Annotated in this window: 12 protein-coding genes; 6 read left to right on the forward strand and 6 right to left on the reverse strand. The window is 71.1% G+C overall.

Annotated elements, in window-relative coordinates:
* Nucleotides 1-67 precede the first annotated feature (67 nt).
* Nucleotides 68-718, reverse strand: a complete 651-nt coding sequence (gene hisH, locus E3328_RS11785; protein WP_135364845.1) for an imidazole glycerol phosphate synthase subunit HisH — start codon at nt 716-718, stop codon at nt 68-70.
* Between the two features lie 105 nt (nt 719-823).
* Nucleotides 824-1,627: an inositol monophosphatase family protein gene (locus E3328_RS11790; protein WP_135364846.1), complete on the reverse strand. Its 804-nt coding sequence runs from the start codon at nt 1,625-1,627 to the stop codon at nt 824-826.
* Nucleotides 1,628-1,777: 150 nt separating this feature from the next.
* On the opposite strand from E3328_RS11790, the gene phnD reads away from it, so the two are divergent.
* From phnD to E3328_RS11805, 3 genes are all read left to right on the forward strand, one after another.
* Nucleotides 1,778-2,821, forward strand: a complete 1,044-nt coding sequence (gene phnD / locus E3328_RS11795; protein ID WP_135364847.1) for a phosphate/phosphite/phosphonate ABC transporter substrate-binding protein — start codon at nt 1,778-1,780, stop codon at nt 2,819-2,821.
* A 63-nt stretch (nt 2,822-2,884) separates the two neighbouring features.
* A complete protein-coding gene (locus E3328_RS11800) occupies nt 2,885-3,727 on the forward strand; it encodes a phosphonate ABC transporter ATP-binding protein (protein WP_135364848.1) in 843 nt (280 codons plus the stop codon).
* The gene (locus E3328_RS11805; protein ID WP_135364849.1) at nt 3,724-4,722 is read left to right on the forward strand and encodes a PhnE/PtxC family ABC transporter permease; all 999 of its coding nucleotides are present in this window, start codon (nt 3,724-3,726) and stop codon (nt 4,720-4,722) included. Before E3328_RS11800 ends, E3328_RS11805 begins: the two co-directional genes overlap by 4 nt.
* Nucleotides 4,723-5,040: 318 nt before the next feature.
* On the opposite strand, the gene E3328_RS11810 is transcribed toward E3328_RS11805, so the two are convergent.
* Both E3328_RS11810 and E3328_RS11815 read right to left on the reverse strand, forming a co-directional pair.
* Complete coding sequence (locus E3328_RS11810; protein WP_135364850.1) at nt 5,041-5,427, reverse strand: VOC family protein; 387 nt, start codon at nt 5,425-5,427, stop codon at nt 5,041-5,043.
* A 156-nt stretch (nt 5,428-5,583) separates the two neighbouring features.
* Nucleotides 5,584-10,716: a PAS domain S-box protein gene (locus E3328_RS11815; RefSeq protein WP_135364851.1), complete on the reverse strand. Its 5,133-nt coding sequence runs from the start codon at nt 10,714-10,716 to the stop codon at nt 5,584-5,586.
* 328 nt (nt 10,717-11,044) lie between these two features.
* Here E3328_RS11815 and E3328_RS11820 point away from each other — a divergent pair, with 328 nt between their 5' ends.
* The 3 genes from E3328_RS11820 (at nt 11,045) to E3328_RS11825 (ending at nt 12,339) form a co-directional block, all read left to right on the forward strand.
* On the forward strand, nt 11,045-11,290 hold the full coding sequence (locus E3328_RS11820; protein WP_135364852.1) for a HalOD1 output domain-containing protein: 246 nt from the start codon (nt 11,045-11,047) through the stop codon (nt 11,288-11,290).
* 1 nt (nt 11,291) lies between these two features.
* Complete coding sequence (locus E3328_RS21995) at nt 11,292-11,447, forward strand: hypothetical protein (RefSeq protein WP_167837385.1); 156 nt, start codon at nt 11,292-11,294, stop codon at nt 11,445-11,447.
* A gap of 112 nt (nt 11,448-11,559) precedes the next feature.
* Nucleotides 11,560-12,339 carry a response regulator gene (locus E3328_RS11825; protein ID WP_135364853.1) on the forward strand — a complete coding sequence of 260 codons (780 nt, stop codon included), beginning with the start codon at nt 11,560-11,562 and terminating at the stop codon, nt 12,337-12,339.
* 43 nt (nt 12,340-12,382) lie between these two features.
* Here the strand turns inward: E3328_RS11825 and E3328_RS11830 are convergent, their stop codons facing one another.
* Entirely contained in the window at nt 12,383-13,660 is a 1,278-nt protein-coding gene (locus E3328_RS11830) for an adenosylhomocysteinase (protein ID WP_135364854.1), read from the reverse strand.
* A gap of 517 nt (nt 13,661-14,177) precedes the next feature.
* Nucleotides 14,178-16,382 (reverse strand): twin-arginine translocase subunit TatC, encoded by a 2,205-nt coding sequence (locus E3328_RS11835; RefSeq protein WP_135364855.1) that lies wholly within the window; start codon nt 16,380-16,382, stop codon nt 14,178-14,180.
* Nucleotides 16,383-16,395: the final 13 nt, after the last annotated feature.

The following is a 16,395-nucleotide window of genomic DNA, read 5'->3' on the forward strand; positions in this document are numbered from 1 at the left end:
GCCACCGGCGCGGGCGATCCCGCCGCGTTCGTCCGACGCGGGCAGGAGCGGGCGCGACGACCCGACTTCACACGCCGTCGACGCAGATGTCGACGAAGTTCCGCAGGATGCGCAGGCCGGTCTCGCCGGACTTCTCGGGGTGGAACTGGGTGCCGAAGACGGTGCCCCGCTCGTTCGCGACGATCGAGGCGAAGTCCGTCCCGTAGTCAGTGGTGGCGACGGTCGCCTCGGGGTCGTCGGGCTCGGCGTAGTAGGAGTGGACGAAGTAGGCGTGGTCGCCGTCGACGCCCTCGACGAGCGGGTGGTCGCGGGCCACGTCGAGCTCGTTCCAGCCCATGTGGGGCACCTTCAGGTCGCCCCGGAAGCGGACGTTGCGACCGGGGACCAGGTCCAGTCCCTCCACATCGCCCTGACCCTCGCGTTCGGCCTCCTCGCTGGTCGTGAGCAGCATCTGCATCCCGAGGCAGATGCCGAACAGGGGCGTGTCGGCCTCGGCCTGCTCGACCAGCGCGTCGCGGAAGGGGCCGGCGTTGTCCATGCCCTCGGAGAAGGCGCCGACGCCCGGGAGGACGATCCCGTCGGCCCCCGAGAAGTCGGCCGGGTCGGCGCTGAGTTCGACCGCGGCGCCCGCGCGTTCGAGCCCGCGCGTGACGCTGCGGAGGTTTCCCAGCCCGTAGTCGACCACGACGACCTCGGCCGCGGTCTGTCGCGTGTTCATACCGCGAGCTACGCACACCCCGGACAAGTCCCTTTCCGTCCGCGCAAGCTTCGGCGGGGCCGCTCCGGTCACGCCGGGCGCGCCCGGGCCGCCCCGCGGCCCCGCTCACTCGGACCGGTGGTCGTCGACGGCGCGGGCGGCGGCGACCGCCGCGTCGTGGTTGTGACCGCTGGAGGCGACGAGCCCGCGGCTGTCGTGGCGCCAGCGGTCCCCGTCGAGGTCGGTGACGCGGCCGCCGGCCTGCCGGACGAGGAAGGCGCCGGCGACGGTGTCCCAGGCGTTGGTCTCGCGGTTGGTGAACGTGGCGTCGAGCGACCCGGCCGCGACCATCGCGAGTGTCGCCTGCGCCGACCGGAAGCGCACGAGGTCACCGAACCGCTCGACGATCTCCGTCGCGGCCGCGCCGTACTCGGCCCGGCGGTCCAGCCCCCACCAGAACGTCGGCGCGACCGACTGGGTGTCCGGGTCGGTCCGCGGGCTCACGCCGAGCGGCTCGCCGTTCAACCGCGCGCCCTCGCCGTCGGCGACGTAGGTGTCGTCGAGCGCGGGCAGGACGACCGCGGCGCCGACCGCCTCGCCGTCGACGACCGCGGCCACGGCGGTCGCCCACACGGGGATCCCGCGGACGAAGTTGTTCGTCCCGTCGATCGGGTCGACGATCCACGCCGGGCCCTCCTCGGGCACGGCGGCGCCGCTGGCGGTCTCCTCGGCGACGACCGGCTCCTCCGGGAACGACTCCGCGATCGCGTCGAGTACCGCCGCCTCCGCCTCGCGGTCGGCCCGCGTCACGAGGTCCGTCTTGCCGTCCTTGCGCTCGACGGCCAGGTCGTCGCGGAACAGCTCCGCCGCGACCGCCGCGCCCGCCGCCGCCGCCCGTCTCGCCGTCGCCGCCCGCTCGTCGTGTGCCATCGTGCCCGCCCCTCGGGACCGACGGTCGATAGTCCCACCGATACGACCGAACGTCCGCCGATCCGGGCCAGCGGTTGATATATAGCACTAAATAGACGGGATTAAATCTATTATGAAAACTTAATCTGGATTCGGTCGATGGCTCACGCGATGCGCGACAGACGAACGTTTCTGAAGGGCATGGGCGTGCTCGCCGGCGCCGGGTCGCTCGCCGGCTGTACGAGCGGTAGTTCGACGGACACGCCGGGCGGCGGCGGGTCGACGGACGCGTCGGACGGCGGGTCGACGGCCACCGAGGCGGCCGGGGACACCCTCTCGTTCGGCGGCGACCGCGAGGTGAACATGGGGCTGTCGCCGAGCGTCCCCCAGCAGAACCTCTACGTCCAGTACGGTCCGATCCGGGACTACCTGGAGACCCACCTCGACGAGGAGTACGACGTGCCCCAGGGGCTGAGCGTCGACATGAACATCGGCACCAACTACAGCACCGTCATCCAGGCGCTGGGCGAGGGGACCGCCGACATCGCCGAGACCGGCCCCTTCGCGGCCGCGCTGGGCGTCAACACCGACAACGCCGAGGTGATCCTCCAGCGCAAGGGGTACGGCAGCTGGACCTACAAGAGCATCATCGCCGTGCCCAACGACAGCGACATCGAGAGCCTCTCGGATCTCTCGGGCAAGACGGTCGCGTTCTCGGACCAGCTGTCGACCAGCGGCTGTCTGTACCCCCTCTACAGCATCTCTTCGGAGGGCGACCTCGACGTGGGCGAACTGCCCGAGGGCAACGGCTCGCAGGCGGAGTTCGAGGCGCGGTTCGCCGGCGGGCACGTCCAGTCGTACACGCTGCTCAACGAGGGGCGCGCCGACGCGGCCGCGATGGGCGCGTTCGTCCGCGACACCAAGACCGGCCCGACGCCCGACGAGTTCGAAAACACCGCGCGCACGCTCCACGAGGACTCGGGGCTGCCGCGGGCGCCGATCGTCGTCTCGCCTGAGCTGAGCGACGACGCCAAGGAGGCGCTGCGGCAGTCGTTCCTGAACGCGCCCGACCGCATCTACTACGGCGCCGACGGCGAGGACGGCACCGACGACGACCTGTGGTTCAGCGCCGTCCGCGAGGCCGATGTGGACACCTACCAGTCGGTGATCGACGTGGCCGACGAGCTCGGCGTCGGCCCGGACATCTTCGAGTAACGCGCGAGCGACGACCCGTCGGACGGCCGGCGGGTCCCAGCGGTTCACGTGGCAGTCCAACCCATGACAACCGTCGAATTCGACAACGTGACGAAGGTGTACGGCGACGACACGGTGGCGCTCGACGACGTGTCCGTCGAGATCGAGGAGGGCGAGTTCGTGGTCCTGCTCGGCCCCTCCGGCGCGGGGAAGTCGACGTTCCTGCGGGTGCTCAACGGCCTCACGACGCCCAGCGCCGGGAGCGTCTCTATCGGCGGCCGCGCCGTCGAGGGCAACCGCCGGGAGGTCGGGATGGTGTTCCAGGAGCACTACCTCGTCGAGAGCCTCAGCGCCTACGGCAACGCCCTGACCGGCGCGCTCTCGCGTAACGGTTTCTTCCGGAGCCTCGCGGGCGGTCACGACGAGGCGGACAAGCGGGCCGCCCTCGACGCGCTCGACACGGTGGGCCTGCTGGAGGACGCCGGCCAGCGCGCCGGGTCGATGAGCGGCGGCCAGAAACAGCGCGTCGGCATCGCACGCGCCTTGGTCCAGGAGCCCGAACTGCTGCTGGCCGACGAGCCCGTCGCCAGCCTCGACCCCAAGGCCGCCCGCGACGTGATGGGCTACCTGAAACGCGCCGCCGACGAGCACGACCTGACGACGGTCACCAGCCTCCACCAGGTGAACATCGCCAGGGAGTTCGGCGACCGCTTCCTCGGCGTCAAGGACGGCCAACTGGTCTTCGACGGCCGCGAGGGCGACCTCACGATGGACGTGATCGACGACATCTACTACGACGGCGACTCCCCCGAGGGTGTCGTCCCCGGCGACGCCGACGCGGACGACGGCGGCGACCTCGGCGGCGCCACCCCCGGTGACGCCTTCGACCAGTCGGCCACCGCCCACGAGGGAGGTGGGGGCGCGTGAGCGGCATCGACGAGACGTTCGAGCGGCTCGAACGCGCCCGCCGGGTCCGGCAGGTCCTCTGGCTGGCCTTCCTCGGGAGCGTCCTCGCGGTGACCTACTGGGGCCTGGGGTTCATCGAGTTCGAGTTCGGCCTCATCGTCGACCGCTACCCCGGGTTCATCGAGTTCCTGCTCAGCTTCTTCCCGCCGAACTTCGTCAACTTCACCGTCTACACGCAAAACGAGGGGATCACCGGACTGGCGGCGATCCCGGCGAGCTTCGGCGACGGCGGCGCCCACATCGTCGAGAGCCTGCAGTCGCCGCGGCTCTCGCTCGTCAAGGCCAGCCTCGTCACCGTCCTCCTGGGATTCCTCGGCACCGTCCTGGGCTTCCCGCTCGCGCTCGTGTTCGGCGTCCTCGGCAGCGAACGGGTCACCCCCTTCCCGTTCAACTTCATCTTCCGCGGGACGATGAGCGCCATCCGCGCCATCCCCGCCATCGTCTGGATCTTCCTCTACATCCCCATCGGCCCGCCGAGCCAGGTGACCGCCGTGCTGGCCATCGCGACCGACAGCATCGGCAACCTCGGCCGGCTGTTCACCGACGAACTGGAGGAGATCGACGAGGGCCCCATCGAGGCGATCCGCTCGACGGGGGCCTCGCGCTCCCAGACCATCGGCTTCGGCATGCTGAGCCAGGTCTCCCGGTCGTACATCGCCTGGACGCTGTACATCCTGGAGATCAACACCCGCATCGCCATCTCGCTGGGCGTCGTCGGCGCCGGCGGCCTCGGCCTGATGATCCGCAACAGCCAGGACCTCCTGTACTACGGCCAGACCGCGGCCGGCGTCATCATGGTCTTCGTCGTCGTCCTCTCCATCGAGCTGCTGTCGACGCGCATCCGCGCGCGACTGCGCCCCAGCGAGCACGAGGACACCGGCTTCCTCGACCGCCTCCGGGACTTCTTCGACGCCCGCAAGTGGCTCGGCCTCGGCGTCCCCCGCGACCGGAAGTGAACGGTCCGACCCGGCTCTGATCGTCTTTTTCTGCGGTTCGTCTCCGCCGAGCGTGACGGCGACCGACTGTCCGTCACGGCGCGCGCTGGAGCGCGCTCTCGTGCGCGCGACCGTAGCCGCGCGAGGTCTCAGTCGTCTGAGCGACCGCTACCCGAAGCGGCCTCTGGCCGCGAGGGTATGTCGCTCAGCGACCGCGAGCGGGCCGAGGGCGTTCAGCACTCACCCTCGGCCGCGGTCGATACTGTCACCGAACAGACCGGGGTCGATCACCGTTCACCGACGGCGACGGTCGACCCGGCACAGACCCCCCGAACGCCGTCACTCCGAGTCGACGCCGAATATCTCGATCGTGTTGCCCTCGGTGTCCCGGACGTGGAAACAGCGGTAGCCGTCGACGTCGACGATCCCGTGGACGACCGCCGGGGCCAGCTCCGAGACGCGCTCGAACTCGGCCTCGACGTCCTCGACCTCGAAGTTCGGGACGCAGTTGTCGCCGAACGCGAATTCCCCGCCGTCGGCGCCGGCCCGATAGAGACCGAAGTCGACGCCGTCGAACGCGAACGTCGAGAAGCGGTCGTCGGCCGTCGCCGGGCCGGTCCCGAACAGTTCCGCGTAGAACTCCAGCGCCCGGTCCATGTCCTCGACGCCCACGTAGACGGTCGTCAGTTCCATCGCCGGCCCCGAATCCTGACTGTCTGTCGACATACCCGCCGCTCCGACCCGCTGGCGGATAACGGCACGCCATGGACCGGAAGTGCCGGCCGGCCCGAAGTCACGGCGTCGTCACGGCGTCTCGCGGTCGGCTCCGGGAGCGTTCCACACGAAACGGTGCCGTCGGGGCCGCCGCGTTCGCCTGCCCCGTCAGTCCGCCCCGGTGCCGGCGACGGTGTGGTCCTCGAAGAGGCGTTCGAGCAGGCGCTGCTGACCGACGCGGAGGTGGCGGTTGACCGTCGGCTGGCTCACGCCGAGCATCTCGGCCACGTCCTCGCCGGTGGAGGTGCGGGGCCACTCGAAGAAGCCGGCGTAGTAGGCGGTGCGCAACACCTCCAGTTGCCGGTCGGTCAGCGCGTCGAAGGCCGAGCCGGTCCGGCGGTCGTCCTCCCCGGAGCGGTCGACGGTCCGACGGCTCGCCAGCTCGACGCTGGGGTAGGTCTCGCCGAGCATCTCGACGAACGCCCGCACGTCCGTCGCGGTCGACACGTCGACGACCGCCTCCAGCCCCCCGGGGTCGGCGCGGATCGACCGCGGCCTCGCCCCGTGGCGGACGAACTCGGCGGCGAGCGCGTCGCCCTCGACGGTCACCTCGAACAGCGCCTCGCCCGTCCCGCCGTCGGTGTCGGCGTCCCCCGCCGTCTCGGGCTCGCCGACCAGCCGGAACTCCCGCACGGAGACGAGGTCGTCCAGCGCGTCGGTGACGGCCTCGACCGGCGCGCCCGCGGTCGTGAGGAACAGCCCCGTCTCGGCGTCGGAGTGGGCGGCCAGCCCCTCGAAGGCGACCCGGCAGTCGGCCGTCCGGGCCAGCCGGCCCAGCACGTCGTCGTCGGCGTCGAACGACAGGGAGAGCTCGACCCGCTGGTCGGTGTGCAGCGCCCGCTGGGTCTCGACGGCGTTGATCGAGTGGGCGATGTTCTCGCCGAGCTCGGCGAACACCTCCCGTTCGAGGTCGCCGAAGTCGTCCGGTTCCGACGCGTACACCGTCAGCACGCCGTAGAAGTACTCCTCGAAGGCCAGCGGGACGCTCACGACGGAGTGGAACTCCCGGGCGAGCGCGGCCTTGCGCCAGTCCTCGCGCTGGAGGTCGTCGACGACGTTGCCGACGACCGTCGGCGTCTCGTCGACGGCGGTGCGGACGGCCGGTTCCGTCGCGCTCCCGCCGGTCGCGAGGTCGACCGCGTCGAGGTACTCGGCGCCGTCGCCCGCCCAGGCGCTGGGCTCGACGGCGTTGCCGGCGGCGTCGAGGCCGCCGATCCACGCGAAGGCCACGTCGTCGCTCTCGACGAGGCGGTCGCAGACCGCCGACTCGATGGCCTCGCGGGACTCCGCCTGGATGAGCGACTGGTCGATCCGGCGGATGAGGTCGGTGATCCCGATCTGGCGGCGCAGGCGGGCGTTCTGCTCGGCGAGCTCGGCGTCCCGTTCCCGGAGCGTCCGCTCGCTGGCCAGCCGGTCGAACGCGGCCTCGGTCGTCGCGACGAGCGTCTCGGCCAGCTGGCGGGTCGCGCCGCCGACCGCCCGCTCCTCGGTGGCGACGACGAACACGCCGTGGTCGCCGACGGGGACGAGCAGCCCGCCGCTGACCGCGGGGCCGAACACCGCCGACTCGGCGACGGTGCCCGTGTCGTCGAACACCGTCGGGGTCCCGGTGACGTAGGTGTTCCACAGCAGCGAGTCGGCGGTGCCGGCGCGGACGGGGTCGGCGTCGCAGAGCCGCTCGAACCCCTCCGAGCAGGCGACGGCGTCGAGCCGGTTGGCGCTGTCGTCGAGCAGGTAGACGGCGACGCCGGCCACGTCCAGCACCGACCGGGCGGTCTCGACGACGAGTTCGGCGGTCTCCTCGTCGGTCTCGACGCCCAGCAGGCCCCGCGTCGCCTCGTGGAGCGACTCCAGGGCGAGCTCGCGTTCCTTCTGCTCGGTGATGTCCTGGATGGAGCCGCGCACGCGGACGACCTCGCCGTCCTCGCGGACGGGCTCGCCGATGGCGCGCACCCACCGGACCGACTCGTCGGTCCCGAGGCGCACCTCCATGTCGTAGCTCTCGCCGACCTCGACGGCCCGGCGGAAGTACTCCCGTATCTGCTCGCGGTCGTCGGGATGGTAGAACTCGACGGCCGTCTCCAGGTCGATGTCCGTGTCGGGGGAGACGCCGTGGAGCCGGTAGAGCTCGTCGGTCCAGGTCATCTCGGGGTCGTCGCCCGTCAGGTCCAGCTCCCAGCCGCCGATGGAAGCGATGCGGCCGGCCTGCTGGAGCAGGTCCCGCGTCCGTTCGAGCTCGCGCTCGCGGGCCTTGCGCTCGGTGATATCGCGGACCACGCAGACCTGCCGGCCGTCGTCGAGGACGGTCAGCGACAGCTCCTGGGGGAACGTCGAGCCGTCGGCCCGGCGGCCGACCGCCTCGCCGCGCCAGTCGCCCGCCTCGGCGAGGACGGGCAGCACCTCCCGTTCGAGGCGGTCGACCTCCGCGTCCTCGTAGCACAGCTCCCACCGCTCGCCGAGGAACGCCCCGGGGTCGTCGTAGCCGTAGACCTCGGCGTGGGCGCGGTTGACGAACTCGTAGCGACCGTCCTCGTCGAGGATCGCCATCCCGTCGATGGACTGCTCCATCGCGGCCGACCGCGCGGCGAGCTCGCGCTCGCGCTCCTTGCGCTCGGTGATGTCCTCGATGTAGCCGACGACCTCCTCGACCTCGCCGTCGTCGTCGCGGACGGGCGCCGTCGACAGCGAGACGTCGATGCGCTCGCCGTCCTTCCGGACGCGCTCGCGCTCGACGCCCGTGACCGACTCCCCCGCGAGGACGCGCTGGCGGACCTCGTCGTCGCCCTCGCGGTCGGCGGGGACCGCGGGGTAGGGCTCGCCCAGCACCTCCTCGGCCGACCACCCGAAGATCGCCTCCATGGCGTCGTTCCACAGCGTGACCCGCCCCTCGGGGTCGGTCGCGACCACGCCGACCGGGGAGGTCTCGACGAACTTCTGCATGCGCTCTTTGGTCGCGCGTAGCTCCCGTTCCCGCTCCTTGCGCTCGGAGATGTCCCGGCCGATCCCGACGACCACCGGCTCGCCGTCGGGGCTCTCCAGCCGCGAGGCGACGAACTCGAAGGGGACGGCCTCGCCGTCGGCGGTCAGGAACGGCGCCTCGACGCGCGTGTCGCCCGACCGCAGCGCGGTCTCGATCGCCGCCGCGATCCGCGGCCGGTCGTCCTCGGCGAAGAAGTCCGTCGCGTGCATGTCGGCGATCTCCGAGTCGTCGTAGCCGGTCACCGCCCGCAGCGACCCGTTCCACCGCTGGAGCCCCCCCTCGGCCGAGAGGACGTAGAACACGTCGTCGATGGCATCGAGGATCTCCTCGGTGTACTCCCGGTACTCCTGGAGGCGCCGCTCGCGCTCGCGGAGCTTCTCCTCGGCGGCCTTGCGCTCGGTGATGTCGCGGCTGATGCCCATCACCCCCGCGACCGCACCGTCCTCGTCGCGATATGGGTACTTGTGGTCGAGGAAGACGCGGTTCTCGCCGTCGACCGGGCGGGTCACCTCGCGGGAGACGTGCTCGCCGTCGTCGAGGACGCGCCGGTCGTCGCCCCGGATGTCCTCGGCCGTCACCTCGTCGAACAGCTCCCCGTCGGTGGCGCCGGTGATCGCCGCCGGCGACTCCCCGAAGTACGACGCGAACGCCTCGTTGACGAACCGGTAGCGGCCGTCGCGGTCCTTGATGTAGATCGGGTCCTCGGTGTTCTCGACGACGGCCGTCAGGCGGCGCTCGTGCTCCTTGCGCTCGGAGATGTCGCGGGCGACCCCGGCGATGATCCGCTCGCCGTCCGGGTTCTCCAGCGGCGAGGCGACGATCTCGAAGGGGACGGCCTCGCCGTCGCTCGTCTCGAAGCGGGCCTCCAGCGGGACGCCCGCCAGCTCCTCGATGTTCGCGATCCCGTTGCGGACCGCCTCGCGGTCGGCCTCGACGACGAAGTCGGTCGCTTGCATGTCGGCGATCTCCGAGTCGTCGTAGCCGGTCACCTCGGCGAGCGTCTCGTTCCAGCGCAGCAGGTCGCCGTCGTCGTCCAGCACGTAGAACACGTCGTCGATGGCGTCGAGGATGTCGTCCGTGAACTCGCGGTACTCGGCGAGCTCGCGCTCGCGCTCCTTGCGCTCGGTGACCTTCTGGGAGACGCCGAACAGCCCGCGGACCTCCCCGTCGGGCCCCCGCCAGGGGACCTTCGTCGTGAGGTTCCACTCGTCGACGTCCGGGACGTACTCCTCCTTGCCGACGATGGCCTCGCCGGTCTCGACGACCCGCAGGTCGTCGGCGTGGCTCTCCGCGGCCAGCTCGTCGTCGAACAGCTCTGGGTCGGTCCTGCCGACGAGCCGGTCGGGGTCCCAGCCGTAGGTCCCCTCGACGTAGGCGCTGCTGACCCGCTCGTAGCGGCCCTCCCGGTCCTTGACGTAGAGGTGGATCGGGACCTGCTCGAAGATGGAGTCCAGCAGCGACTTCTCGCGGGCGAGCTCGGCCCGGCGCTCGACGCGGTCGGTCACGTCCTCCTGGAAGCCGACGTAGTGGGTCACCTCGCCGTCGGCGTCCTCGACGGGCGCCAGCCGGACCCGGTTCCAGAACTCGGTGCCGTCGGCGCGGTAGTTGCGCAGCTCGACCGTCACCTCCTCCTCGGCGTCGATGGCCTCGCGGAACTGCGCGACCCGCTCCTCGTCGGTGTCCTCGCCCTGGAGGAACCGGCAGTTGCGCCCGAGACACTCCGACTCCTCGTAGCCGGTCAGCTCTTCGAAGCGCTCGTTGACGGCGACCAGCGGGTTGTCCGGCTCCGTCGCGTCGGCGACCGCGACCCCGACCGGCGCCGACTCGATGACCCGCTCCTGCAGGCGCCGCTCGCGCTCGCACTCCCGGAGGTCGTCGACCAGCCCCTCGACGGCCGCCGCCAGCTCGCCCAGCCCGTCCTCGCGGTCGGTGTCGAAGCTCACGTCCTCGCCGTCGCGCGCCCGCTCGATGTCGTCGACCAGCTCGGCGACCCCGTCGTCGCCGTCGCCCGACGCCGCCAGCCCGAGCAGTCCCGTCCCCGCGAGCCCCCCGAGCGGGCCGAGCGACTGCGCCGACGGCAGCCCCTCGACGGCGAGGCAGGCGACGAGCGCGGCGAGCGCCGCCGCGACGAGCGCGACGGGCGCGCGACCGCGGGTGTCGGGCGGCCCGCGGTCACGCCCGTTGACCGCCGTCGGTGTACGGTTCCCCCTGTCCGCGACCGCCCGGCCCGGCCCGGGGTCGCGCGTCGAACCAGCGTCCATTGTCGGCCATTGCGAGGGCGCGCAATTAAGGTCTCCGCCGACCGACACGTCGCCGGGACTCGGGGTCGGGGCGGTCCGCGGCGCCGACTCGCGGCCGGTCGAGGGCCCGCCGCGGTGACCGGCGACCGGGACGCCTGTTCGACCGTGTCGGACGCGAACCCGCGATCCCGAACGTCGAGCCCGCCGTCCCGGATACGCGACGGCTGTCCCCGGCCCGTCGGCACCGGCACTCCTCCGGGGACGCTATACATATTACCCCGGGGTCGCCGGTCGCGGTATGCACGTAGCGGACAGTTCGATACCGGCAGTGGTCCTATCCGGTGACAGGATGGACGGCATAGCAGTACACGGATCGAGCGGGCAGGTCAGTATCGACGTGATCGAGGCGATAGCGGACGAGACCGGGAGCGACCCGCTTCGGATGGAACCGCCGCTGTACGAGGTCGTGGACACGGACGCGCTGGACGCGATCTACGAGAGCGGGGCGGCGACGGTGGAGTTCGAGTACGACGGCCACAGCGTCGTGATCGCCGACGACGGGACGGTCACCGTCGACGGCGAGGGAGGCGTCTGAGATGGCCTCGACGGGCTCGACGGAGGACGCCGAGGGTGCGATCCGGGAGACCTACGAGGAGTACGACGTGGGCGACACGCGCCTGGCGATGATCGCCGACCCGGAGAACGAGCACGCCTGGATCCAGTCGGACGTGACCGAGCCGATCGAGCAATGAGGAGTCCGGAGGCGGTGGGCGCCGGGGCGGCGACCGCGGGTCCCGAGCCGGCGACCGACCGGACCGAACGCGCGGCCGACGCGCCGTCGGGTCCGACGGCGCACCGACACCTGTGACAGCCGTGATCGACGACATCGCTCCGGCGACGGCGAGCGCACCGGCGGGCAGTGACGAGTCGATCGACGTGCTCTGTGTCGACGACGACCCCGACTACCTGGACCTGATCGAGCTGCACCTCTCTGAGCACGACGACATCGCGGTGCGGACCGAGACGGTCCCCGCCGAGGCGCTCGCCCACGTCGAGGACGTCGACTGCGTCGTCAGCGACTACGACATGCCCGGGACGAACGGCCTGGAGTTCCTCTCCGACGTGCGCGCGCGGGCGCCGACGCTCCCGTTCGTCCTCTTCACGGGGTCGGAACGGGCAGCCATCGCCGAGGAGATCCCCGACGCCACGTGGACGGAGTTCCTCCGGAAGGACAGCCCCGCGACCACCATGTCGATCCTCGCCGGGCGGATCCGGCGGCTGGTCCACCACCGCCGCACGATGCGGACCGCCGAGCGGAGCCTCACCGCCATCGAGGCCACCGGCGACGCCGTCGCCGTCGTCGACCCCGACGGCGCGTTCTCCTTCGTCAACAGGGTGTTCGCCAGCCGCTTCGGGGCCGACCCCGACGACCTGGTCGGGCGCCCCTGGCGGGCGTGTTTCCCCGACGAGGAGGTCCAGCGGCTCGAGTCCACGGCCCTGGAGACCGTCCGCGACGACTGGCAGTGGACCGGCGGCACCGTCTGCGAGACCGACGGCGGCGACACCTTCACCGCACAGACCCGCGTCGCCGGCCTCGACGACGGCTCGCTCGTCTTCTGTCTCACCGGCGCCGCCGAGGAGTAGCCGCGCCGCTCGACGGGCCGCGGCCCGAAAATTTTCGACCGTTCTACGTCCCGTGCTGCCAGGAGCCCATGTACTCCTCCTGGGTCTCGGTCAGCGAGTCGAAGTCGACGCCCTCCGCGTCGAGCTTGATCTCCGCGACCTCCCGGTCGAGCCGGTCGGGCACGTCGTGGACGCCGGCGTCGTACTCGTCGCCCGACTCGACGAGTTCGCGCACGCAGACCGCCTGCACGCCGAAGCTCTGGTCCATCACCTCGACCGGGTGGCCCAGCGCCACCGGCGTCGCGAGGTTGACGAGCCGCCCCTCCGCCAGCACGTTCAGCCGGCGACCGTCCGCCAGCTCGTAGGCCCGCACGCCGTCGCGGGCCTCGTACTCGTCGACCGCCAGCTCCGAGAGGGCGTCCAGGTCGATCTCCACGTCGAAGTGGCCCGCGTTCGCGAGCAGGACCCCGTCCTGCATCTCCTCGAAGTGCTCGGAGACGATCACGTCGCGGTTGCCGGTGGTCGTGATGAACACGTCGCCCTCGGCGGCGGCCTCGTCCATGGGCAGCACGTCGTAGCCCTCCATGTGCGCCTCCAGCGCGCGGCGGGGCTCGACCTCCGTGACGACCACGTTGGCGTTCTGGCCGCTGGCCTTCTTCGCGACGCCCTTGCCGCAGTGGCCGTAGCCCGCCACGACGACGGTCTTGCCGGCCCACGAGAGGTTGGTGGTCATCGCGATCGAGGCCAGCGAGGACTCGCCGGTGCCGTGGACGTTGTCGAACAGCCGCTTCATCGGCGTGTCGTTGACCGCGAACATCGGGTAGGCGAGTTCGCCGTCGTCGTCCATCGCGCGCAGGCGGTGGACGCCCGTCGTCGTCTCCTCGCAGCCGCCGACGATGGTGTCGATGAGCTCGGGGTAGTCCTCGTGGATCGCCGCCACCAGGTCCATCCCGTCGTCGACGGTGACGGTCGGCTCGTGTTCGATGACCGCCTCGATGGCGGCGTAGTACGCCTCGTCGTCGACGCCGCGCTCGGCGTAGGAGGTCACGCCCTCCACCGCGTCGAGGGCGACGCTCACGTCGTCGTGCGTCGAGAGGGGGTTACAGCCGGTGATCGCGACCTCCGCGCCCCCGACCGCGAGCAGTTCGGCGAGGATCGCGGTCTTGGCCTCGACGTGCATCGCCATCCCGACGACTTCGCCGGCGAACGGCCGGTTCTCCTCGAAGTCCTCGCGCAGCGACTCGCAGATCGGCATGTGCTGGCGCGCCCACTCCATCTTCCGGCGGCCCGACTCCCGTTTCGCCTCCGGGTCGTCGACGCGCTCGGTGATCGGCTCGGTCATGGCCCAACGAACGTGTAGCCCCGGGAAAACCCCACCGGATCGGCGGTCGACGCGTCCGACCGCGACGCTCGATCGTCCGGCCGAACTGGCGCGCGCTGAAGCGCGCGTTCATGCGCGCGACTGTAGCCGCGCGAGGGATGAGGGAGCGACCGGTGGGAGCGAGCGAATCGGCTGGGGAGGCTCGTGGCCGTCTGCGGTGCTGTGCGGTTGCGGTGCCGTGCGGTGCCGAGCGGGGCGGTTGCCGTCCGGTGCGGTGCCGTTGCGGTCCCTGGCGGACTGAAAGGGCGAGGCGCGCTCGCGCTCGTATAGTCGTCTGAGCGGGCCGAGGGATTTCAGCGCCTGCTGTCTCCTGCGGTACTGATCCCTGCTAGCGAGCGCGGCGGGGGCGTTCATCACTCACTGTCGAGTGCAGTAGAGCCGACAGCTAGCGGGCGGGCTGGGACTCGCGACGAGCGGACACAGCCGCGACACTCGCGACGCGAGCCGAACAGACACACGCATTCACGGCGGGGAGTCCTCAGTCGGCGGCTTCGCCCTCGCGGCTGGGCGTGCGGCGGCCGCCGAGGGTGTACACCCACAGGAGTCCGAGGCCGACCATGTAGGCGACGGCGACGGGGATGGCGAACACGAGCATCGTCAGGAGGCTGGAGGGGGTGATGAACGCGGCGAAGACGACGATGGCCATGACGACCGTCCGCCAGCGGTCGAACATCGTCTGGAAGGAGACCAGGCCGCCGCGGTGGAACAGGAACATCGTCACGGGGACCTCGACGAGCAGGCCGAAGCCGACGGTCGTGAGCACGACCAGCCAGCCGAAGTTGTTGATCCGGTAGTAGATGACCATGCTCGACTCGATGGCGTCGGCGGCCAGCCAGGAGATGATCGCCGGCGCGACGTAGAGGAAGCCGACGACCGACCCGCCGACGATGCCGACCAGCAGCGTCACGGCCCACAGGCCGAGCAGCCGGCGGTCGCCGCCGACCAGCCCCCGCTCTTTCAGCCGCGGCCAGGCGTAGTAGAGGATCAGCGGGAGCGTCGCGACCAGCCCCAAAAGCGTCGCGAACTTGATCTCGAAGATGAGCGCCTCCGCGGGGTGCAGCGTCACGATGTCGGCCTGGGCGATCTGGCCTTCGGGCATCCGCCCGAAGAAGATCTGCCGGAGCCGTCCGATCCCGCCCTGGTAGAGGAAGACGAACGTCGCGGCCATGACGATCCCGAACAGGCCGACGATGCGGAAGGCTCGGGAGGTGAGACTCTCCAGGATAAAGGCGATGTCGTAGTAGTAGCCGCCGATGTCGTCCTCGGTGGTCTCCTCCTCGGTGAACGAGTCGACGACGCCGGCCGTCGTCGAGGTGAGGACGCCCCCCTCCTCCTCGTCGCCGGCCGCGCCGTCACCGGCGGCCGCTTCGCCGCCGGCCGCCTCGCCGCCCTCCGCGGCCTCGGCGCGGGCCTCTTGGGCCTCCTGGACCTCGTCGAAGCGGTCGAGGATGGCCTGTGCCTTGTCGGGGTCCTCCTGCTCTTCCATGGCCTCCCGGGCGAGTTCGGTCGCCTCGGCCTCGTCCATCTCCTCGAACCGCTCCGGAGGTGCGGCGGGGATGGCCGCCGCCGACAGCGAGAGCAGGTCGATGTCGGTCGGCGAGCCGGTCGGTTCCGTCGGGTCCCGCGCGGCGTCGAGTTCCTTGATGGAGAAGTAGAAGACCGCGGCGCCGAGCGCGACCAGCGCCAGCCCCGCGCCGACGAGCGCGGCGACGACCTGGGTGTCCAGCCCCGTCAGTTCCGTGAGCGTCGGGAAGGGACCGACGCGGTCCGATATCGAGGTGACGAGGTCGTTGACGGCGGGGACGCCGTAGCGGGTGACGAAGAGGTAGCCGGCGCCGCCGGCCAGCAGGGCGACGGCGAGGAGCTTGTTCCAGTAGCGGCGGGCGACCATCCCGGCGGAGACCTCGTCGGCCGACCGCCGCAGCAGCTCCGCGAAGCGGGCGAGCGCGAGGCTGAACCCGTAGAGACCGATCAGCGGGAGCGCCCACATGATCTGGGTGAGCGGGTCCGGCGGCGAGAAGAAGGCGCCGAACACGAAGATACCCAGCACGGCGTAGCGCCAGCGGTCGCGCATCGCCTGGTAGCTCAGCACGCGCAGGTAGGCGAGCGAGCTCATCGCCAGCGGCAGCTGCGCGGCCAGCCCGAACGAGAACCCGAGGAAGGCGATGAACTGGGTCCACTTGACGATCGACCACGCGGGCTCGAAGCCGGCGTTGGCGGCGTTGCCGGCGAGGAAGCCGAGCATGAGCGGGAAGAAGAGGTAGTAGGCGTAGGCGAGGCCGGCCGCGAACAGGACCGCCGAGAGCACCGCCGGGAAGACCAGTTTCCAGCGGGGGATGTCCTCGGCGGGCCACCAGCCCCGCGCCCGGAGGGCGTCGCGGCCGAAGTAGATCACGACCGGGATCGCCATCAGGACCCCGATGAACATCCCGATCTTCGCCTGCAGGAGGATCACGTCGAACGGCGTCGTGGCGACGATGCGGATGTTCTCGTTCTGGTTGAGGTCGGCCTTGAGCGCGTCCCAGATGTAGAGCCGCAGCGCGTAGAACGTCCCCATGAAACCGATCACGAAGACCATGAACGCCTTCTGGAGGTCCTCGCGGGCGCTGCCGATCATGGACCCGAGGGTCGCGCGACCCTGTGCGACGGTCCGCTTCGTGTCCTCGTCGATCGCGGCAGCCATCTCGGGGAGTGGT

Source organism: Halosimplex halophilum (assembly GCF_004698125.1).
In the GTDB taxonomy this organism is placed as follows: domain Archaea; phylum Halobacteriota; class Halobacteria; order Halobacteriales; family Haloarculaceae; genus Halosimplex; species Halosimplex halophilum.